The organism is Pseudomonas sp. NBRC 111124, assembly GCF_001320245.1.
Taxonomy (GTDB): Bacteria; Pseudomonadota; Gammaproteobacteria; order Pseudomonadales; family Pseudomonadaceae; genus Aquipseudomonas.
Map to the genome: position 1 here is coordinate 38,902 of NZ_BCBA01000007.1, position 20,302 is coordinate 59,203.

Below are 20,302 nucleotides of genomic sequence, written 5' to 3' on the forward strand. Positions count from 1 at the left end.
CTCAGCCGTAACGACCGGTGATGTAGTCTTCGGTCTGCTTCTTCGCCGGGTTGGTGAACAGGGTGTCGGTATCCCCGAATTCGACCAGTTTGCCCATGTACATGAACGCGGTGTAGTCCGAAACGCGGGCCGCCTGTTGCATGTTGTGGGTCACGATGACGATGGTGTACTTGGATTTCAGTTCGTAGATCAGCTCTTCGACCTTCAGCGTCGAGATCGGGTCCAGCGCCGAGCACGGTTCGTCGAGCAGCAGCACCTCAGGCTCGACGGCGATGGTACGGGCAATCACCAGACGCTGCTGCTGGCCACCGGACAGGCCCAGCGCGGACTCGTGCAGGCGATCCTTGACCTCGTCCCACAGGGCCGCGCCCTTCAGCGCCCATTCCACAGCTTCATCGAGCACGCGCTTCTTGTTGATGCCCTGGATACGCAGGCCGTAGACCACGTTCTCGTAGATGGTCTTGGGGAACGGGTTGGGCTTCTGAAACACCATGCCTACCCGGCGACGCAGCTCGGCCACGTCTTCGCCCTTGCGGTAGATGTTGTTGCCGTACAGGTTGATGGCGCCTTCCACGCGGCAGCCGTCGACCAGGTCGTTCATGCGGTTGAAGGTGCGCAGCAGGGTCGATTTGCCGCAACCGGACGGGCCGATGAAGGCAGTGACGCGCTGCTTGGGGATGTTCATCTGCACGTCGAACAGGGCTTGCTTGTCGCCGTAGAACAGGCTCAGGCCCGGCACTTCGATGGCCACGGTTTCTTCAGCCAGGCGCAGGCCCTGCTTGTCGCGACCCAGGGCAGACATGTCGATGCCGTGGGTATGGGAATCATGCTGCATGGTCAACTCCATACGCTATCAATACGTTTCAAAGGGCCGCCCGGCTGGCAGGCAGCACGCTTGCAATTCAGGCTCAGCTGTCGAGCGCCTTGTACTTCTCGCGCAGGTGGTTACGGATCCACACCGCCGATAGGTTGAGGGTGGCAATCACCAGTACCAGCAGCAGCGCGGTGGCGTACACCAGCGGGCGCGCCGCTTCGACGTTCGGGCTCTGGAAGCCGACGTCATAGATGTGGAAGCCCAGGTGCATGATCTTCTGGTCCAGGTGCAGGTACGGGTAATTGCCGTCCAGTGGCAGCGAGGGCGCCAGCTTCACCACACCCACCAGCATCAGCGGCGCCACTTCACCGGCGGCGCGGGCCACGGCGAGGATCATGCCGGTCATCATGGCCGGGCTGGCCATCGGCAGGACGATCTTCCACAGGGTTTCGGCCTTGGTCGCACCCAGGGCCAGCGAACCTTCGCGCACGGTGCGCGGGATCCGCGCCAGGCCTTCCTCGGTGGCCACGATCACCACCGGCACGGCCAGCAGCGCCAGGGTCAGCGAAGCCCACAGCAAGCCGGGGGTACCCAGGGTTGGCGCCGGCAGCGCCTCGGGGAAGAACAGCCGATCGATCGAGCCGCCCAGCACGTAAACGAAGAAGCCCAGGCCGAACACGCCGTAAACGATCGCTGGTACACCGGCGAGGTTGTTCACCGCGATGCGGATCAGGCGGGTCACCGGGCCTTGCCTGGCGTACTCGCGCAGGTAGACCGCAGCCAGCACGCCGAACGGTGTGACGATCACGGCCATGATCAGGGTCATCATCACGGTACCGAAGATGGCCGGGAAGATGCCGCCCTCGGTGTTGGCTTCACGCGGGTCGTCGCTGAGGAATTCCCAGACCTTGACGAAGTAAGTGCCCATCTTGCTGAAGCCGGACATGCCGTTCGGCTGGACCGCGTGCACCACCTTGCTCAGGTTGATTTCCACTTCACGGCCATTGCCGTCACGCGCCACCAGGCTGTCGCGGGCGAAGGCCTGGTGCAGGCCCAGCAGGCGCTCCTCGATAGCCTTGTAGCGGCTGTTCAGCTCCGCACGCTCGGCCTCGATGTCGGCCTGGGCAGCGGCGTCCAGCTTGCCGTCCAGTTCCAACTTGCGACCGTGCAGGCGCAGGCGCTCGAGGCCATGGTTGATGGCACCGATGTCCTTCTTCTCGAGGGTTTGCAGTTCGCTGTTGAGCTGGTTGGCGCGTTTGAGGCGGGCTTGCAGTTCATTCCAGGCCTCCGGGCCTTGGGCAACCACGCGGCCTTCTTCCTTGACACTGACTAGGTAGCCGTAGAAGTTGCCCCATTCGCGGCGCTCCAGAGCGATCAGGTCGGCCGGGCGCTGCTCGTCGACCAGCCAGTCGCCGACCACCCAGGTGAAGTCGCTGCCGTTGAGGTCACGGTTACCCACCTTGACCAGCTCGCGGGTCATGAATTCCGGGCCATCGTCCGGCACCGGCAGGCCGGCACCCTTGAGGCGGGCACGCGGGACTTCTTCCTTCTGCACCACTTCGCCGATGACAACGTGATCGGCCTGGCCCGGCACCTTGTAGGTGGCCTGGATCAGGTCGGCTGGCCAGAAGTGGCCCAGGCCGCGCACGGCGATCACCGCCAGCAGGCCAACGGTCATGATCACCGCCATGGCCACCGCGCCACCGCTGATCCAGACGCCTGGGGCGCCGCTCTTGAACCAGCCTTTGAGGGAATCCTTTTTCACGGATCGCTACCTTTCTATCAAAGCGACGAGTATTTCTTGCGCAGACGCTGGCGAATCAGCTCGGCCAAGGTGTTCATGACGAAGGTGAACATCAGCAGCACGAGGGCGGCGAGGAACAGCACACGATAGTGGCTGCCGCCGACTTCCGATTCAGGCATTTCCACCGCCACGTTGGCGGCCAGGGTGCGCATGCCTTCGAACAGGTTCAGTTCCATCACCGGGGTGTTGCCGGTGGCCATCAGCACGATCATGGTCTCGCCCACCGCCCGGCCCATGCCGATCATCAGCGCCGAGAAGATGCCCGGGCTGGCGGTGAGGATGACGACGCGGGTCAGGGTCTGCCACGGCGTCGCACCCAGGGCCAGGGAGCCCAGGGTCAGGCTGCGCGGCACGCTGAACACGGCGTCTTCGGCGATCGAGTAGATATTCGGGATGACCGCAAAGCCCATGGCGATACCCACCACCATGGCGTTGCGCTGGTCATAGCGCAGGCCGAGGGTGTGCTCGATCCACAGGCGCATGTCACCGCCGAAGAACCAGCTCTCGAGGTACGGGCTGACTGCCAGGGCAAACCAGCCGATCGCCAGGATCACCGGGATCAGGATCGCCGCCTCCCAGCCATCCGGAATGCGCAGGCGGATCGACTCCGGCAGGCGGCTCCAGATGTAGCCCGTCAGCAGAATGCCCAGTGGCATGATCAAGAACAGGCTGAATACGCCTGGCAGGTGGCCTTCCAGGTACGGCGCGAGGAACAGGCCGGCGAAGAAGCCGAGGATCACCGTCGGCATCGCTTCCATCAGTTCGATCACCGGCTTGACCTTGCGGCGCATGCCCGGGGCCATGAAGTAGGCGGTGTAGATGGCAGCGGCAATGGCCAGCGGGGCCGCCAGGATCATCGCGTAGAACGCGGCCTTGAGCGTACCGAAGGTCAGTGGCGACAGGCTCAGCTTGGGTTCGAAGTCGGTGTTCGAGGCAGTCGACTGCCAGACGTACTTGGGCTCGTCATAGTTCTCGTACCAGACCTTGCCCCACAGTGCACTGAAGGAGATTTCCGGATGCGGGTTGCGCAGGCTCAACGGCAGCAGTTTGCTGCCTTCTTCAATGAAGATGCGGTTGGCACGCGGCGACAGCGCCAAGATGCCAGCACCCTCTGCAACCTGCTCGACCAGCAGGGTACGGTGCGCGGTGCTGTGGAACACGCCGAGCTTGCCTTCGCTGTCCAGGGCGATGAAGCCCTTGCGGCGCTCTTCGGCATCGATCTGCACGATCGGCGCCTGGCCCAGCTGGAAGGTGCGGATCAGCTTGAGGCGCTGTTCGCCATCCGGGTCGCGGGCCATGAACCACTGGGCAAGGCCGCCCTTGGAGTCACCGATGATCAGCGAGATGCCGCCCACCAGCTGGGCGGTGGCGGTGATTTCGGTGTCGGCGCTGTCGGCCAGCTTGTAGCGGCCATTGAGGCTCTTGTCGCGCAGGTTGAAGACATCAGCGGTGGCACGGCCGTTGATCACATACAACCACTGCTGACGCGGGTCGATGAAGATGTTCTTCACCGCTTCGGTCATCTGCGGCAGCTCGATGCGGTTCTGCTCGGTACTGGTCTCGCCGGTCAGCATGTTTTCAGTACGCGACAGCTCGACCACCTGCAGGTGCGCACCCGTGGAGCCGGCCAGCACCAGGGTGTCGCCATTGACGTTGACGTTCACGTGTTCCAGCGGGCGGCCCTGCTCGTCGAGCACGAACGGCGCCTGGCCGTACGGGTAGTCGATGCCGGGGGTGATGGTCTTCTTGTTCTCCGGGTAGGTGACCTTGTAGGTGTGGTGGAACACCAGTGCCTGACCATTGGACAGACCGAGCACAACCAGCGGGCTGCCCGGCTGATCGGCGCTGATCGAAGCGACTTGGGTACCTGCCGGCAATGGAAGATCGACGCGACTGAGCTGGTTACCGGTCTTGGTGTCGAAGAAAATGGCCTGACCCTTGTCCGAAACACGCATGCCGACCAGGTTCTGCTCTTCAAGGGCAATCATCAGTGGCCTGCCGGCGTCCTGTTGCAGCCAGGTTGGCTCCAGGGCCTTCTTGCTGGTCAGCTCGGCGCCCTGAAACAGTGGCAGCACTACATAGGCCAGGTAGAAGAAGATCAGCGTGATGGCTGCCAATACGGCAAGCCCGCCCACCAGTACATACCAGCGGGTCAGGCGATCCTTGAGGGCGCGCATGCGGCGCTTGCGCTGCAGCTCGGGCGTATTGAAGTCAATCCGCACGGGCGGGGAGTTTGGGGTCATTGTGGAATTGGCCAGATCATTCATGCGCACACCCTAGCGGTCCCGTATGACAAAAACATGACAGTGAGTTGACGCAAAAAAGCCCGCCGCTCAGGAACCCTGGCACCGGACTGGAAAATCGTGGAAGAGGCCGGGCATCAGCACCGGCCTCATCCTCAATTACTTACTTCTTTGCAACGTTACCGGCGTTGGACAGGCCCAGGTCAGCCAGGGTCTTGTCGACCACTTTGGCCGGCAGCGGGATGTAACCATCCTTGACCACGACCTGCTGGCCAGCTTGCGACAGGACCAGCTTGACGAACTCGGCTTCCAGCGGGGCCAGAGGCTTGTTCGGGGCCTTGTTGACGTAGACGTAGAGGAAGCGCGACAGCGGGTAGCTGCCGTTCAAGGCATTGGTTTCATTGTCTTCAACGAACTCGCCACCCTCTTTCTTGGCAAGAGCCACAGTCTTGACGCTGGCAGTCTTGTAGCCGATGCCCGAGTAGCCGATGCCGTTCAGCGAGGAGCTGATCGACTGCACGACCGAAGCCGAGCCAGGCTGTTCGTTGACGCTAGGCTTGAAGTCGCCTTTGCACAGGGCCTCTTCCTTGAAGTAGCCGTAGGTGCCCGATACCGAGTTGCGGCCGAACAGCTGAACCGGCTTGTTGGCCAGGTCGCCGGTCACGCCCAGGTCGCCCCAGGTTTTCACTTCGGCTTTGGCGCCACACAGGCGGGTAGACGAGAAGATGGCGTCGACTTGGGCCATGGTCAGGCCTTTGATCGGGTTGTCCTTGTGCACGAACACGGCCAGAGCGTCGACGGCGACCGGGATGGCGGTCGGCTTGTAGCCGTACTTTTGCTCGAAGGCCTGCAACTCGACGTCCTTCATCTTGCGGCTCATCGGGCCGAGGTTGGCGGTGCCTTCTGTCAGCGCAGGTGGCGCGGTGGAGGAGCCGGCAGCCTGAATCTGGATGTTTACGTTTGGATATTCCTTCTTGTAGGCCTCGGCCCACAGAGTCATCAGGTTCGCGAGGGTGTCGGAACCGACGCTGGAGAGGTTGCCCGAAACACCGGTGGTCTTGGTGTAGGTCGGGATCGCAGGGTCGACAGCGGCTACCGCGTTGGCGGTGGCAACGCCAGCGGCGGCAAAGGTGATGGCCGCCATCAAACGCTTCAGTTTCATGCCTTGCTCCTAGCAGGAATATTGGGGTGTTGGATGGAACGGGGCCAAGTATCTGCAGGCCGCATGAATACGATATGACTCAATTGTGACAAATGGATGAAAGGCCATCACTGAAAATGCTCTGGCCCCTTCGCGGCTAAAGCCGCTCCCACAGGCATTTGCACAGACTCAAAGCCTGCACCTCAACCTGTAGGAGCGGCTTTAGCCGCGAAGAGGCCAGTAGCCGCGCCGCAGATCAGCGCTTGTTGGCGAGCAGGTACAGACCCACGGCCAGGCCGACGGCGCACAGGCCGGCCACGTAGTAGGCAGGTGCCATCGGACTGACCTTGAGCAGCGCCGTCACCACCATCGGCGTGAGGCCGCCGAAGATGGCGTAGGCGACGTTGTAGGAGAACGACAGCCCGCTGAAGCGCACCACCGCAGGGAACGCCTTGACCATCACGTACGGCACTGCACCGATCACCCCCACGCACAGGCCAGTCACTGCATACAGCGGGAACAGCAGCTCAGGATGGGTCGGCAGGCTGTGGTAGAAGGTCCAGGAGCTGGCCAACAGCAGCAGGCTGCCAATCACGAACACTCGCCCCGCACCGAAGCGGTCGGCCAGGCTGCCGGCACCAATGCAACCGAAGCTGAGCAGCACGATCGCCAGGCTGTTGGCCTTGAGCGAGTCGGTGGGGCTGACGTGGTAGATGCTCTGCAGCAACGCCGGGGTCATCAGGATCACCACCACGATGCCGGCAGACAGCACCCAGGTCAGCAACATCGACAGGATGATCGGGCCACGGTGGTCGCGCAGCACCGCACGCAGCGGCAGCTCTTCAGCCAGGGCCTTGCGCTGCTGCATCTCGGCGAACACCGGGGTTTCGTGCAGCCAGCGGCGCAGGTACACCGAGAACAGGCCGAATACACCGCCGAGCAGGAACGGGATCCGCCAGGCGTAATCAGCCACTTCTTCAGTGCTGTAGAGGGTGTTGATCAGCGTCGCGACCAGCGAGCCGAGCAGGATGCCCGCCGTCAGGCCGGCGGTCAGAGTGCCGCAGGCATAGCCGGTATTGCGCGCCGGCACGTGCTCGGAGACGAACACCCACGCGCCCGGCACTTCGCCACCGATAGCCGCGCCCTGGATCACCCGCATCAGCAGCAACAGGATCGGCGCCCACAGCCCAACCTGTGCATAAGTGGGCAGCAGGCCCATGATCAGGGTGGGCAGGGCCATCATGAAGATGCTCAGGGTGAACATCTTCTTGCGCCCGAGCAGGTCGCCGAAGTGGGCCATGACGATGCCACCCAGCGGCCTTGCCAGGTAGCCGGCGGCGAAAATGCCGAAGGTCTGCATCAGGCGTAGCCATTCGGGCATGTCGGCGGGGAAGAATAGTTTGCCGACCACCGTGGCGAAGAACACGAAGATGATGAAGTCGTAGAACTCAAGGGCTCCGCCCAGGGCGGACAGTGATAGGGTCTTGTAGTCACTGCGGGTCAGTGGCCGCGAGGGCTGCTCGATACTGCTCGGCACGGAGGTCATCGCTCTTCGTTCTCTTGTAGGTCATGCAGGCCGCTTGGCACGCGGCTTCTGGATAGGGGCGAGGAGCGAAGATAGCAAATTGCCGAGCTGCGCTGAAAGCGATACAAAATCCATACAGATATTCGTGAATGTGCGGTCGTCGCATGGCGATCGGCTATATATACTGCCCGCTCGTAGGAAAAGGTTGCTTTAACCGTGGGAAGTTGTGCGAAAACGCCGGGCTTGATGTCAGACGGTTTCGCAGAGTTTCCCTATGGCCGCCCAGCGAAACGGAATCGGCGTAGTATGTTGTCAGCTGAATCGTTTGCCCGGCCTTGCGCCACACCAACGAAAGCGTCACGGGTCAGAGGCCCCATCGCATGATTGAGCTCGAACAAGAAGATCCTATCCCGCAAGGCGATTTGGCCTTGCAGATCACCGCGCTGCCGCGCGAAACCAATGGTTTCGGCGACATCTTTGGCGGTTGGCTGGTCGCGCAGATGGACCTGGCTGGCACTGCCATGGCCAGCCGCGTCGCTGGCGGCCGGGTTGCTACGGTATCCATCGACCGCATGGCATTCCTGGTGCCGGTGGCCGTGGGTGCGCAGCTGTCGTTCTACACCCAGACCCTGGAAATCGGCCGTAGCTCGATCCGCATGATGGTCGAGGTATGGAGCGACGACCCGCTGTCCAGCGAATGGCGCAAGGTCACCGAAGCGACATTCGTGTTCGTCGCCATCGACGGCAGCGGCCGAACCCGTTCGGTGCCTCGTCGCTGAGCCTCGCGAGCGGTAAACTCATTGCACGTCACCGGGTCCAAGGGCCCATAGGCAATCAATGAGACGAGCGCAATGGCTACCTTCAAGGTCGAATCCGAGCAACACGGCGAACTCAACTGCTGGCGCATCAGCAGCGACCACGCCGAACTACTGATCGCCCAGCAGGGCGCGCAGATCCTCAGCTACCAGCGTGTTGGCGAGCCACCGCTGCTGTGGCTGAGCGACCAGGCCATCTTCCGCCAGGGCAAATCGGTACGCGCCGGTGTGCCGGTGTGCTGGCCGTGGTTTGGCAACCTGCAGCGCAACCCTGCATCGGTGCAGGCCATGTTCCGAGGCGAGCAGGCGCCCGCCCATGGTTTGGCGCGCACGCGTGACTGGCAATTGCTGGGCGTCGAAGAAAAAGGCGATGAGCTGCACATCGAATTCGAGCTGCCAGAGGCCCAGGGCGACCTGCCGGAATGGCCGCATGCTGTCGAGCTGAAGCTGCAGATCGTGCTGGGTGACGCGCTCAGCGTATCTCTGAACAGCCGCAACATGGGCAATAGCCCCGTAACCATCAGCCAGGCCCTGCACAGCTATTTCGCCGTCAGCGACGTACGCCAGGCGCGGGTCGAAGGGGTCGAGGGGCTGGAGTACATCGAGACCCTGGCCGACTGGGAACAGCGCCAGCAGCTGGGTGCGTTGACGTTTACCGGGGAAACCGACCGGATCTACCTGGATACGCCGCAGCAGCTAAGCATCGTCGACCCGCAGTGGAAGCGGCGGATTACCTTGACCTGTAGCGGGTCGCGCTCGGCAGTGATCTGGAACCCTTGGACCGAACGGGCCAAGGAACTGGCGGACATGGCCGATGACGGCTGGCAGCGGATGCTGTGCATCGAGACGGCGAATGTCTGGGACGATGTGGTGGAGCTCAAGCCTGGGGCCAGCCGGTCGCTGCAGGTCAGGATCGGTAGCGCAGGGCTCTGAGATTTGCTTTGGCAGGCTAGGCCTCTTCGCGGGGCAAGCCCGCTCCTGTAGGAGCGGGCTTGCCCCGCGAAGAGGCCGGAACAGGCAATCAGAGATCGGCGTCTTCCACCACCCTCACCTTCCCCGCATCCAGCGCATAGGCTGCATCGGCCAGGTCATTGCTGACCTTCTCCACCTTCAGCGTGCCGCTGACCCACAGCGGCGTGTAGATGTCGTCGATCTTCAAGCCCTTTGGATACCGTACCAGCACCAGCTGGTTGGGCGGTGGTGGCGGCACATGGATGCACGCACCTGGGTAAGGCACGAGGAAGAACAAGGTGCTATTGCCCTTGGCATCGCTTTCCAGCGGCACCGGGTAGCCGCCCAGGCGGATGTCCTTGCCATTCATGGCCGCCACGGTCTTGGTTGAATACATCACCGCCGGCAGGCCCTTGCTCTGCTTGAGGCCGCCCTTGGCAGTGAAGGTGCCATTGGCTTCCGGTGAGTTGTGGTCGATTTCGGGCATTGCTTCGAGGGCCTTCTGGTCCGACTTGGGCATCAGCTCCAGCCAGTCGGTTTCGGGCAGTTCGGCATGGGCCAGGGTAGTGGCCAGCAACAACGGAATGAGGAAAAAGGCACGCATGGAAATGCTCGGCAACTCGGGATGAATTGCCGGGCATTCTAACCAGTATTCAGCGTTTCTTGATGAATCCGTAGATCACCAGCAGGATGATCGCACCCACCAGCGCACCGATGAATCCAGCGGCCTGGCCCGCTTGGTAGATGCCCAGTGCCTGGCCGCCGTAGGTGGCGAGCAGGGAGCCGGCGATACCCAGCAGAATGGTCATGATCCAGCCCATGCTGTCGTCACCCGGCTTGAGGAAGCGGGCTAACAGGCCGACGATGAGGCCGATGAAGATGGTTCCAATGATGCCCATGGCAGTCCCTCTGATATGAAGATGGAACAAGCCAAAGCCTAGACAGCGCTTTGGCTTGTTGCCATTTTCAGAGGGCAGACTGCTAACAGAAGTTCGATCAGATGCTGATCAGCGCCTCTACTTCGGCAATCTTGGCTTTCAGGCTGACCATGTCCTGGCAGCGCAGGGTGGCGTGGCCGACCTTGCGCCCGACCTTGAAGGCCTTGCCGTAGTGGTGCAGGTGGCAGTCGTCGATGGCCACGACCTTGTCCACCGCCGGCACTTCGCCGATGAAGTTGAGCATGGCGCTTTCACCAACCTTGGCGGTCGAGCCCAGCGGCAGGCCGGCAATGGCACGCAAGTGGTTCTCGAACTGGCTGCACTCGGCGCCTTCGATGGTCCAGTGCCCGGAATTGTGCACACGCGGAGCGATTTCGTTGGCCTTCAGGCCACCGTCGACTTCGAAGAACTCGAAGGCCATCACACCAACGTAATCCAACTGCTTGAGCACGCGACCAACGTAGTCTTCTGCCAGACCCTGCAGCGGGTGTGCCTGGCTGGCTACCGACAGTTTCAGGATGCCGCTCTCATGGGTGTTGTGCACCAACGGGTAGAAGCGAGTTTCGCCATCGCGGGCACGCACGGCCACCAGCGATACTTCGCCGGTGAATGGCACGAAGCCTTCCAGCAGGCAGGGCACGCTGCCCAGCTCGGCAAAGGTACCCACCACGTCTTCAGGCGTGCGCAGCACCTTCTGGCCCTTGCCGTCGTAGCCAAGGGTGCGGGTCTTCAGCACAGCCGGCAGGCCGATATTCGCGACCGCCGCGTCGAGGTCTGCCTGCGAGAGGATGTCGGCGAAGGCCGGGGTTGGGATACCCAGGTCGCGGAACATGCTCTTCTCGAACAGGCGGTCGCGGGCAATGCGCAGGGCTTCGGCACTCGGATAGACCGGGACGAACTGTGACAGGAACGCCACGGTCTCGGCCGGGACGCTTTCGAATTCGAAGGTCACCAGGTCGACTTCGTCGGCCAGCTGGCGCAGGTGGTCCTGGTCGCCGTAGTCGGCACGCAGGTGCTCGCCCAGCGCAGCGGCACAGGCGTCTGGCGCCGGGTCGAGGAAGGCGAAGTTCATGCCCAGCGGGGTGCCCGCCAGTGCCAGCATGCGGCCCAGTTGGCCGCCACCGATTACACCGATCTTCATGGGTTCAGCCTCAAGCCTGTCGCGGGTCTGGATTGTCCAGCACGGTGTCGGTCTGTTCGGTGCGGAACTGCTTCAGCGCCGCGTGATACTGCGGGTACTTGGCGCCCAGGATGCTCGCCGACAGCAGTGCGGCGTTGACGGCGCCAGCACGGCCGATGGCCAGGGTGGCAACCGGCACGCCGGCAGGCATCTGCACGATCGACAGCAGCGAGTCGACGCCCGACAACATCGACGACTGGACAGGCACGCCCAGCACCGGCAGGTGGGTCTTGGCAGCGCACATGCCTGGCAGGTGGGCAGCCCCGCCTGCTCCGGCGATGATCACCTCGATGCCACGGCCCTCGGCCTCCTCGGCATACTGGAACAGCAAGTCCGGGGTGCGGTGGGCGGAAACCACCTTCACTTCGTAGGGAATGCCGAGTTTTTCCAGCATATCGGCGGTGTGGCTAAGGGTGGACCAATCGGACTTGGAGCCCATGATCACGCCAACCAGTGCACTCATCGTCGAGCCTCTTCGCTTGTGCGCCCTTGGGCGCGTCAAAAAACAACAAGCCACGCGGGACGACCGGCGTGGCTTGTTTGCTGATCAGAACCGGACGCATCCGGTCGAAAGGCCGCGCAGTATACCGTAACCCAAGGGCTTGCTGGCACCCCCGGCGACCAACTGTCGCCCTTATTTTTCGGGGCTTTGGCTGACTCGAAAGTCAGCTGTGCAGGGTGTTGCGCGCGGGGGAACAGGTTCTATCTGCAGCTCGACCGGCTCCATCCTCATCCTTTTCCACCCCCACATACGGAGCTTGGAAAATGAGCGATAGCAATTCAACCCTGCACATCTGGCTGTATCTGCATGATGACGTATCCGAGATGAGTCAGATCACCCTGGGCGATGATTACCTGATCCCGCTGAAGAACGAACTGCTCAGTTTCCTCGACCTCGATGTGAAGTTCATCATCGAGGACACTCATACGCCTGGCGTGACCGACATCGACTACAAGGTCGGCCCCGAGCAAGCCCTTGTTCAATGGAGAGAAACCTTGCAAGACCATGGCCTGATCACCTGGGGCCTGCACAAATATCTGCTGGTCACTCGGGGCGACCTGAGTTTCACAGACAAAGGTATTGCCGAGATCGAAGGGCAGGTCGGCATCGCTTCGACCACATCCTACATTGCCATCGGCCATGAAGTGGGCCACATGCTCGGCGCCGTCCACGAGGATGGCGAGACCTTCTTCGAGGGCGGCTGGTGGAAAAACTCCTACACCAATGGTGGCTACAACCCCCTGAAAGGCAACGCGTACCGCTACAGCGACGCCAATCGGGAAAACATCAAGCGCCATCTGGCGCGCTTGATCGGGGCAAACTGACCCGCCCAAGCGCCCTACTCGGGGGCCATGCCCGACTCGAGCTTACGCCACAGCAGCCGAACATTGGCCTTGCGCACCAGGGCGCAGCGGTACAGGCGGATTTCCAGCGGCACGTGCCACTGGCTGCCGCCGCATATGGCGAGCTCGCCGCGCTCCAGTTCGCCGCGCATCGACAGGCGCGGCACCCAGGCGATGCCCATACCTTCCAGCGCCATGCTTTTGAGACTGTCGGCCATGGCGGTCTCATAGACCGTGGTGTAGCGCAGGTTGCGCTGGCGCAACAAAAGATTGACCGAGCGACCGAGGAAGGCGCCGGCAGTGTAGGCCAGCAGCGGCACACTGCCCTCGCCTTCGAGGTCAAACAGTGGTTTGCCGTCGGCATCCACAGCGCACACCGGTAGCATTTCGGTGTTACCCATGTGCAACGACGGGAAGATTTCGGCATCCATCTGCAGGGCGGCGTCCGGGTCATAGAACGCCAACATCAGGTCGCAACCACCTTCACGCAACGCATGCACGGCGTCTCCGACGTTAGTCGCAACCAGGCGAGTGGCAATGTTCAAGCCGTCATTGCGCAACTGGGCCACCCACCGCGGAAAGAAGCCCGACGCCAACGAGTGCGCCGCAGCCACCTGCACCACTTCACCCTGCCCGCCTTCCAGATGATGCAAATGGCGGAGAATTTCGCTTAATTGGTCGACAACCGTGCGTGCCGTGACGAGAAACAGCTGGCCGGCCTCGGTCAGTTCGATCGGCGTGCGCGAGCGGTTTACCAACTGCAGGCCCAGCGCAGCCTCGAGGCTACGTATACGCCGGCTAAAGGCAGGCTGGGTGACGAAACGTCGCTCCGCCGCCTGGGAAAAACTGCGGGTGGAGGCCAGGGCACTGAAGTCCTCCAGCCACTTGCTTTCGAGGTTCATGAAGCAGATCTCCCGTCGCGCACCAAAATGGAACACGCTCGAATGTCAATTGGCGTCACACGAAACACTATGCCGTTTGTGCATAGGTTAGCGTGCAACAGCATTGGCCGCAAAATCCCCTTCAGGCCTAGGATTGGCGCCATTCCGGCATGTGCCGGGTCAAAATCGAGATGATATCCATCATGTCCTCCGCTGCATCGTTCCGCGTCGAAAAAGATCTGCTTGGTACCCTTGAAGTCCCTGCCGATGCCTACTACGGCATCCAGACCCTGCGCGCTGCCAACAACTTCCATCTCTCCGGTGTTCCGCTGTCGCACTACCCGAAGCTGGTTGTGGCCCTGGCCATGGTCAAGCAGGCCGCTGCCGACGCCAACCGTGAGCTGGGGCACCTGAGCGATGCCAAGCACGCTGCCATCAGTGCAGCCTGCGCCCGCCTGATCAAAGGCGATTACCACGACCAGTTCGTGGTGGACATGATCCAGGGTGGTGCCGGTACTTCCACCAACATGAACGCGAACGAAGTCATCGCCAACGTCGCACTGGAGGCCATGGGCCACCAGAAGGGTGAGTACCAGTACCTGCACCCGAACAACGACGTGAACATGGCGCAGTCGACTAACGACGCCTACCCGACCGCCATCCGCCTCGGCCTGCTGCTGGGTCACGATGCCCTGCTGGCCAGCCTCGACAGCCTGATCCAGGCCTTCGCTGCCAAAGGTAAAGAGTTCGACCACGTACTGAAGATGGGCCGTACCCAGCTGCAGGACGCCGTGCCGATGACCCTGGGCCAGGAATTCCGCGCCTTCGCCACCACCATGAGCGAAGACCTGCAGCGCCTGCGCTCGCTGGCTCCGGAACTGCTGACCGAAATCAACCTGGGTGGTACTGCCATCGGTACCGGCATCAACGCCGACCCGGGCTATCAGGCCCTGGCCGTACAACGCCTGGCCACCATCAGCGGCCAGCCGCTGGTACCGGCTGCCGACCTGATCGAAGCCACCTCCGACATGGGCGCCTTCGTGCTGTTCTCCGGCATGCTCAAGCGTACCGCGGTCAAGCTGTCGAAGATCTGCAACGACCTGCGCCTGCTGTCCAGCGGCCCGCGCACCGGCATCAACGAGATTAACCTGCCAGCGCGTCAGCCAGGCAGCTCGATCATGCCAGGCAAGGTCAACCCAGTGATTCCTGAGGCCGTCAACCAGGTGGCCTTCGCCATCATGGGCAACGACCTGGCCCTGACCGTCGCTGCCGAAGGTGGCCAGCTGCAGCTGAACGTGATGGAGCCGCTGATCGCCTACAAGATCTTCGACTCGATCCGCCTGCTCCAGCGCGCCATGGACATGCTGCGCGAGCACTGCATCGTCGGCATCACCGCCAACGAACAGCGCTGCCGTGAGCTGGTCGAGCACTCGATCGGCCTGGTCACCGCCCTGAACCCGTACATCGGCTACGAAAACGCCACCCGTATCGCCCGCGTTGCCCTGGAAACCGGCCGCGGCGTACTGGAACTGGTGCGTGAAGAGAAGCTGCTGGACGACGCGATGCTCGACGACATCTTGCGTCCGGAAAACATGATCGCTCCACGTCTGGTTCCGCTGAAGGCGTAACCCGGCCGCTGCAAACAGTCTCACCAGGTCGAGGGACTAGACACCTCTCAACCTTTCAAAGGCCCGAGCGCACGCTCTGGGCCTTTTTTTTCGCCTCTTGAATGCCGCGCCAGCCATGCCGTGCCGGTATCGGCACACAACTTGCTCCATAATGCTTCCCAGGCCCACGGGATGACCGAGCATGCTGCACAGCCACCTGACCACCCTCAACGCGGTTTCGCTGATCCTCAACCTGTTCCAGGAAGAGGGCTGCGAGGCGACGACATTGCTCGCCGGCAGCGGCATAGGCCCGGCCGACCTAGGCCATAGCGACGCGCGTATCACCACCCAGCAAGAGCTGCAGGTGTGCGCCAATGCCGTGGCCCGGCGCGAGGAGATCGGCCTGGAGCTGGGCCGGCGCATGCATGTGTCGTGCTACGGCATGCTCGGTTACGCCCTGCTCTCCAGTGCCACTTTGGGTGACGCCCTGCGCCTGGCGCTGCACTATCCGGCACTGCTGGGAACAGTCTTCAAACTGCGCCTGGTCGACGATGGCCAGCGCGTCTGGTTCAGCGCCAGCGAATGCCATGACAGCCCGGCTCTCGCCGCCTTCAATGCCGAATTCTGCCTGGTGTCGCTGAAAGTGATCTGCGATGACCTGCTCGGCCGCACACTGCCGCTGCTCGCCGCCCGCTTCGAGCACCCGCGGCCCGGCTACCACCGCCTGTACGGCGGGGCCTTCCAGTGCCCACTGTCCTTCGACGCCGATGACAACGCCTTTGCCTTCGAACGGCGCTGGCTGGAAATGCCATTGCCGCTGGCCGACCCGATTACCCACAAGGCCATGAGCGAGCGCTGCCGGCGCCTGAACCTGGAGTTCACCGGGCGCCAGGCCTGGCTGGGGCGGATCCGCCAGCTCTTGCTGCAACAGCTGGATGCAGCGCCGGGGCTGGAGGGGCTGGCGCGGCAGATGAACTGCTCGTCGCGAACCTTGCGCCGCCACCTGCAGGCGCAGGGCTGCAGTTATCAACAACTGCTCGATGAGCTGCGCTTCGATCGCGCCAAGCAATTGCTGGCCGATGAGCAGATGCCGATCTACCAGATTGCCGAGACCTTGGGGTTCAGCGAGACCGCGAGTTTCCGCCATGCATTCCAACGCTGGAGCGGCGTAGCCCCCAGCCATTTCCGCGGTTGAGCTGGACTGGCCAACGAGCTTGGCCACATCGATCCCCTTTTGGCCGTTTGCGTCGTTCTCCGCCACCAGGCCTCCCGCGAAAATGGGCCGACGCCAGTCCCCCCGGAGAACAACAAATGCTGACGATCTATTCCGATGATCACCGCCTGCACCATGGCCGCTGCGAGCTCATCGACGGCAAGCTGATGCCGTGCTTTGAAATGCCATCGCGGGCCGACCACGTCCTCGAGCAAGTGAAAAAGCGCAACCTGGGCGACGTCCAGGGCCCGACCGACTTCGGCCGTGCACCGCTGCAACGCATCCACAGCGCCAACTACCTCGATTTCTTCCAGGGTGCCTGGGCACGCTGGGCCGCGCTGGGCCACGACGGCGACCTGCTGCCCTTCACCTGGCCGGCGCGCACCCTGCGCCAGGTCAAGCCAACCGGCCTGCATGGCGAGCTGGGTTATTACAGTTTCGACGCCGGCGCGCCGATCACTGCTGGCACCTGGCAGGCCGCCTACAGCGCCGCGCAGGTCGCCCTGACCGCCCAGGCGGCAATCCAGCGAGGCGCCCATTCGGCCTTCGCCCTGTGCCGCCCACCAGGGCACCATGCTGCTGCTGAAGTCATGGGCGGCTATTGCTACCTGAACAATGCCGCGATTGCCGCCCAGGCCTTCCTCGATCAGGGCCGCGCCAAGGTGGCGATCCTCGACGTCGACTACCACCACGGCAACGGCACCCAAGACATCTTCTACCAGCGCAGCGACGTGTTCTTCGCCTCGATCCACGGCGACCCGCAAGACGAGTTCCCGTTCTTCCTCGGCTATGCCGACGAAACCGGTGAAGGCGCAGGCGTTGGCTGCAATATCAACTACCCGCTGCCCGCCGGCAGTGACTGGGCAGCCTGGAGCGCCGCGCTGGAAGACGCCTGCCAACGCATTGCCGGTTATGACGCCGACGTGCTGGTCGTCTCCCTGGGCGTGGACACCTTCAAGGACGACCCGATCTCCCAGTTCAAGCTGGACAGCCCGGATTACCTGGAAATGGGTAAGCGCATCGCCCAACTCGGCATACCCACCCTGTTCGTGATGGAAGGTGGCTACGCTGTGGAAGAAATTGGTATTAACGCGGTCAATGTGCTGGAAGGGTTCCAGCGCGCCCAGCCAGGAGCCTGATCATGGTCCGACTCAAGCGTCTGCTCGCCCCGTTCATCGCTGCCACCCTGTTCACCGGTGCCCTGCACGCTCAAGCCGAGCAGCGCACCCTGCGTGTGTATAACTGGTTCGATTACATCACCCCGCAGACCTTGAGCGACTTCCAGAAGGAAAGTGGCACCAAGCTGATCTACGACATCTTTGACACCAACGAAGCGCTCGAAGCCAAGCTGCTCACCGGCAACTCCGGCTACGACGTGGTAGTGCCGTCCAACGTGTTCCTCGCCAAGCAGATCGAAGCCGGGGTATTCCAGCCACTGGACCGCAGCAAGCTGCCGAACTGGCAACACCTGGATCCGGCGCTGATGAAATTGATCGAAGCCAACGACCCGGGCAACAAGTTCGCCGTGCCGTACATGTACGGCACCATCCTGATCGGCTTCAACCCGGACAAGGTCAAGGCGGTGCTCGGTGAACAGGCCCCGGTGGACAGCTGGGACTTGATCTTCAAGGAAGAAAACATCGCCAAGCTGAAACAGTGCGGCGTCGCCCTGCTCGACTCGCCGTCGGAGATCCTGCCGCTGGCCCTGCAGCACCTGGGCCTGCCACCCAACAGCGACAAGCCGGACGACTACAAGAAGGCCGAAGCGCTATTGCTGAAGATCCGCCCGTACATCACCTACTTCCATTCGTCGAAATACATGGCCGACATCGCCAATGGCGATATCTGCGTGGCAGTGGGCTACAGCGGCAGCTTCTCGCAGGCCGCCAACCGGGCGAAGGATGCAAAGAACGGCGTGGTGGTGGACATGCGCCTGCCCAAAGAAGGTGCACCGATCTGGTTCGACATGCTGGCAATCCCGAAGAACGCGGCGAACCCGGAGGACGCCCACGCGTTCATCAACTACCTGCTGCGGCCTGAGGTGATCGCGCCGATCAGCGACTTTGTCGGCTATCCGAACCCGAACAAGGACGCCACCGACAAGGTCAGCCCGGCGATTCGCAACAACCCGAATCTGTACCCGACGGCGGAGGCGATGGCCAAGCTGTATACCCTCAAACCGTTGACGCGTGAGGCTGAACGGACGCGGACCCGGGCCTGGACCCGGATCAAGTCCGGCACCTGATGTAGAGCTGGGGCTGCTTTGCAGCCCCATTCACCCTTTCCAGGCTCTGCGCAGTTTCAGCAAAGCCTCGGCAATCTGCCCCTCCGGCACCGCCGCAAACCCCAACACCAGGCCTGTCCGCTTATCCACAGGCAACTCGCTGTCCTCGAGCCAGTAACTGCTCAGTGGATTCACCTCCACCCCCACCTCCTCAGCCCTGGCGACCAGCTGCTGCTCCCGTGCAAAGTTATCCACATCCACCTTCACATGCAGCCCCGCTGCCACCTCAGGCATCGCGCCTAACCCTGGCACATCCCCCGGCCACCCAGCCTTGAGCACATTGCGCCGGCTCAGCGCCGCCTTGCGCATGCGCCGGATGTGCCGCTGAAAATGCCCTTGGGCCATGAATTCGGCCATCACACACTGGTTGCCCACTTCCGAATGCCGCACCGCCAGTGCCCGGCCCTGGCTGAATGCCTGCACCAGCCGAGGCGGCAGCACCAGGTAGCCCAGGCGCAAAGCCGGGAAGGCGATCTTGCCGAAGGTACCGACGTACAACACCCGCCCCTGGCGGTCGAGCGCTGCCAGTGGCGCTAAAGGCGCACCGCTATAACGGTACTCGCCGTCGTAGTCATCCTCGATGATCCAGCCGTCGTTGCGCTCGGCCCAGGCCAGCAAGGCCAGGCGTCGGGGCAGGCTCATGGTCACGCCGGTCGGGTACTGGTGCGCCGGGGTGACATAGGCCAACCGACAATCCGGCAACTGCGCCAGGCGCTGGCAATCCATGCCCTCCTCGTCCACCGGCACCCCGGCCACCTTGCCGCCGGCCACAGCGAAGGTATGCCCGGCAGCTCGATAGCCCGGGTTTTCCACAGCCACACCGTCGCCCGGTTGCAACAGCAACTGTGCACAAAGGCTGATGGCCTGCTGCGCGCCACTGGTGATCACTATTTGTTCAGCCCTGCACAGAAGGCCGCGCGAACGGCGCAAATAGGCAGCAATCAGCTCGCGTAGCACCGGCTCACCCGCCGGGTCGCCATAGCCCAACTGCGCAGGGGAGGGATTACGCCAGAAACCCGCCTGTAGCTTGGCCCACACGTCAAACGGGAAGAGATCGAATGCCGGAATCCCGACGCGAAATGCCCTGGGCGGACCGCTTTTTGGCGGCGGAAGGTGATTACTTTTCAATCGTTCCAGCGGCTCACTGGAAAGCTGGTTGCTGGACAAATCCTCAGTATTATCCGCATGAAATGTGGATAAACCTGTTGATAACCCTAAGGATAACCCTGTGGACAGTTGTGTGGATAGTTTTTGCAGGCGGCTCACATAAGTGCCATCCCCGACCCGGCTTTCGATATAGCCCTCGGCATACAACTGGTCATAGGCGCGCACCACGCTGTTGCGCGACAGCGCCAGCACATTCGCCAAGTCACGCGTGGCCGGCAGCCGGGTGCCGCTGCTCAGGCGGCCGTCCAGCACCCGCGCACGCAAGGCCTGGTACAGCTGCTGACTGAGCCCGCGATGACGATCGAGCACGATACCGGCAGGATCGAAAGGCAATACGAGGGGGCGCTCGCTCATGGCATTGGACCTGTCAAAACAGTCATTAATGGCTCTTACAC

Annotated in this window: 18 protein-coding genes; 7 read left to right on the plus strand and 11 right to left on the minus strand. The window is 62.5% G+C overall.

Going from position 1 to position 20,302, the window contains the following annotated elements:
• Position 1: 1 nt before the first annotated feature.
• From pstB to APH28_RS03865, 5 genes are all read right to left on the minus strand, one after another.
• The gene (gene pstB / locus APH28_RS03845; RefSeq protein WP_054884758.1) at positions 2 to 835 is read right to left on the minus strand and encodes a phosphate ABC transporter ATP-binding protein PstB; all 834 of its coding nucleotides are present in this window, start codon (positions 833 to 835) and stop codon (positions 2 to 4) included.
• A gap of 73 nt (positions 836 to 908) precedes the next feature.
• A complete protein-coding gene (gene pstA / locus APH28_RS03850; RefSeq protein WP_060507716.1) occupies positions 909 to 2,579 on the minus strand; it encodes a phosphate ABC transporter permease PstA in 1,671 nt (556 codons plus the stop codon).
• A 17-nt stretch (positions 2,580 to 2,596) separates the two neighbouring features.
• Positions 2,597 to 4,885, minus strand: coding sequence for an ABC transporter permease subunit (locus APH28_RS03855; RefSeq protein WP_060507717.1), 2,289 nt, complete (start codon positions 4,883 to 4,885; stop codon positions 2,597 to 2,599).
• A gap of 139 nt (positions 4,886 to 5,024) precedes the next feature.
• Entirely contained in the window at positions 5,025 to 6,023 is a 999-nt protein-coding gene (locus tag APH28_RS03860; protein WP_060507718.1) for a phosphate ABC transporter substrate-binding protein PstS, read from the minus strand.
• Between the two features lie 235 nt (positions 6,024 to 6,258).
• Positions 6,259 to 7,548, minus strand: coding sequence for an MFS transporter (locus APH28_RS03865; RefSeq protein WP_060507719.1), 1,290 nt, complete (start codon positions 7,546 to 7,548; stop codon positions 6,259 to 6,261).
• Positions 7,549 to 7,907: 359 nt separating this feature from the next.
• Between APH28_RS03865 and APH28_RS03870 the strand changes: the two genes are divergently transcribed.
• A complete protein-coding gene (locus APH28_RS03870) occupies positions 7,908 to 8,306 on the plus strand; it encodes an acyl-CoA thioesterase (protein ID WP_027917060.1) in 399 nt (132 codons plus the stop codon).
• Between the two features lie 72 nt (positions 8,307 to 8,378).
• Positions 8,379 to 9,275 carry a D-hexose-6-phosphate mutarotase gene (locus tag APH28_RS03875; RefSeq protein ID WP_060507720.1) on the plus strand — a complete coding sequence of 299 codons (897 nt, stop codon included), beginning with the start codon at positions 8,379 to 8,381 and terminating at the stop codon, positions 9,273 to 9,275.
• A gap of 88 nt (positions 9,276 to 9,363) precedes the next feature.
• Here the strand turns inward: APH28_RS03875 and APH28_RS03880 are convergent, their stop codons facing one another.
• From APH28_RS03880 to purE, 4 genes are all read right to left on the minus strand, one after another.
• Complete coding sequence (locus APH28_RS03880) at positions 9,364 to 9,897, minus strand: DUF3299 domain-containing protein (RefSeq protein WP_060507721.1); 534 nt, start codon at positions 9,895 to 9,897, stop codon at positions 9,364 to 9,366.
• Between the two features lie 49 nt (positions 9,898 to 9,946).
• Positions 9,947 to 10,192: a GlsB/YeaQ/YmgE family stress response membrane protein gene (locus tag APH28_RS03885; protein ID WP_060507722.1), complete on the minus strand. Its 246-nt coding sequence runs from the start codon at positions 10,190 to 10,192 to the stop codon at positions 9,947 to 9,949.
• Positions 10,193 to 10,289: 97 nt separating this feature from the next.
• A complete protein-coding gene (locus APH28_RS03890; protein ID WP_060507723.1) occupies positions 10,290 to 11,372 on the minus strand; it encodes a 5-(carboxyamino)imidazole ribonucleotide synthase in 1,083 nt (360 codons plus the stop codon).
• A 10-nt stretch (positions 11,373 to 11,382) separates the two neighbouring features.
• Entirely contained in the window at positions 11,383 to 11,874 is a 492-nt protein-coding gene (gene purE, locus APH28_RS03895) for a 5-(carboxyamino)imidazole ribonucleotide mutase (protein WP_003253304.1), read from the minus strand.
• A gap of 302 nt (positions 11,875 to 12,176) precedes the next feature.
• On the opposite strand from purE, the gene APH28_RS03900 reads away from it, so the two are divergent.
• A complete protein-coding gene (locus APH28_RS03900; RefSeq protein WP_060507724.1) occupies positions 12,177 to 12,737 on the plus strand; it encodes a hypothetical protein in 561 nt (186 codons plus the stop codon).
• A gap of 14 nt (positions 12,738 to 12,751) precedes the next feature.
• Here APH28_RS03900 and APH28_RS03905 read toward each other — a convergent pair whose 3' ends face one another.
• The gene (locus tag APH28_RS03905; RefSeq protein ID WP_060507725.1) at positions 12,752 to 13,657 is read right to left on the minus strand and encodes a LysR substrate-binding domain-containing protein; all 906 of its coding nucleotides are present in this window, start codon (positions 13,655 to 13,657) and stop codon (positions 12,752 to 12,754) included.
• Between the two features lie 182 nt (positions 13,658 to 13,839).
• Here APH28_RS03905 and aspA point away from each other — a divergent pair, with 182 nt between their 5' ends.
• The 4 genes from aspA to APH28_RS03925 all read left to right on the plus strand — a co-directional run bounded on the left by aspA (position 13,840) and on the right by APH28_RS03925 (position 18,701).
• A complete protein-coding gene (aspA, locus tag APH28_RS03910) occupies positions 13,840 to 15,264 on the plus strand; it encodes an aspartate ammonia-lyase (RefSeq protein WP_060507833.1) in 1,425 nt (474 codons plus the stop codon).
• Positions 15,265 to 15,445: 181 nt separating this feature from the next.
• Positions 15,446 to 16,438, plus strand: coding sequence for an AraC family transcriptional regulator (locus APH28_RS03915; protein WP_060507726.1), 993 nt, complete (start codon positions 15,446 to 15,448; stop codon positions 16,436 to 16,438).
• Between the two features lie 116 nt (positions 16,439 to 16,554).
• Positions 16,555 to 17,595, plus strand: a complete 1,041-nt coding sequence (locus tag APH28_RS03920; protein ID WP_060507727.1) for a histone deacetylase family protein — start codon at positions 16,555 to 16,557, stop codon at positions 17,593 to 17,595.
• A gap of 2 nt (positions 17,596 to 17,597) precedes the next feature.
• On the plus strand, positions 17,598 to 18,701 hold the full coding sequence (locus APH28_RS03925; protein ID WP_060507728.1) for a polyamine ABC transporter substrate-binding protein: 1,104 nt from the start codon (positions 17,598 to 17,600) through the stop codon (positions 18,699 to 18,701).
• Between the two features lie 30 nt (positions 18,702 to 18,731).
• Here APH28_RS03925 and APH28_RS03930 read toward each other — a convergent pair whose 3' ends face one another.
• Complete coding sequence (locus APH28_RS03930) at positions 18,732 to 20,261, minus strand: PLP-dependent aminotransferase family protein (protein ID WP_060507729.1); 1,530 nt, start codon at positions 20,259 to 20,261, stop codon at positions 18,732 to 18,734.
• Between the last annotated feature and the right edge of the window lie 41 nt (positions 20,262 to 20,302).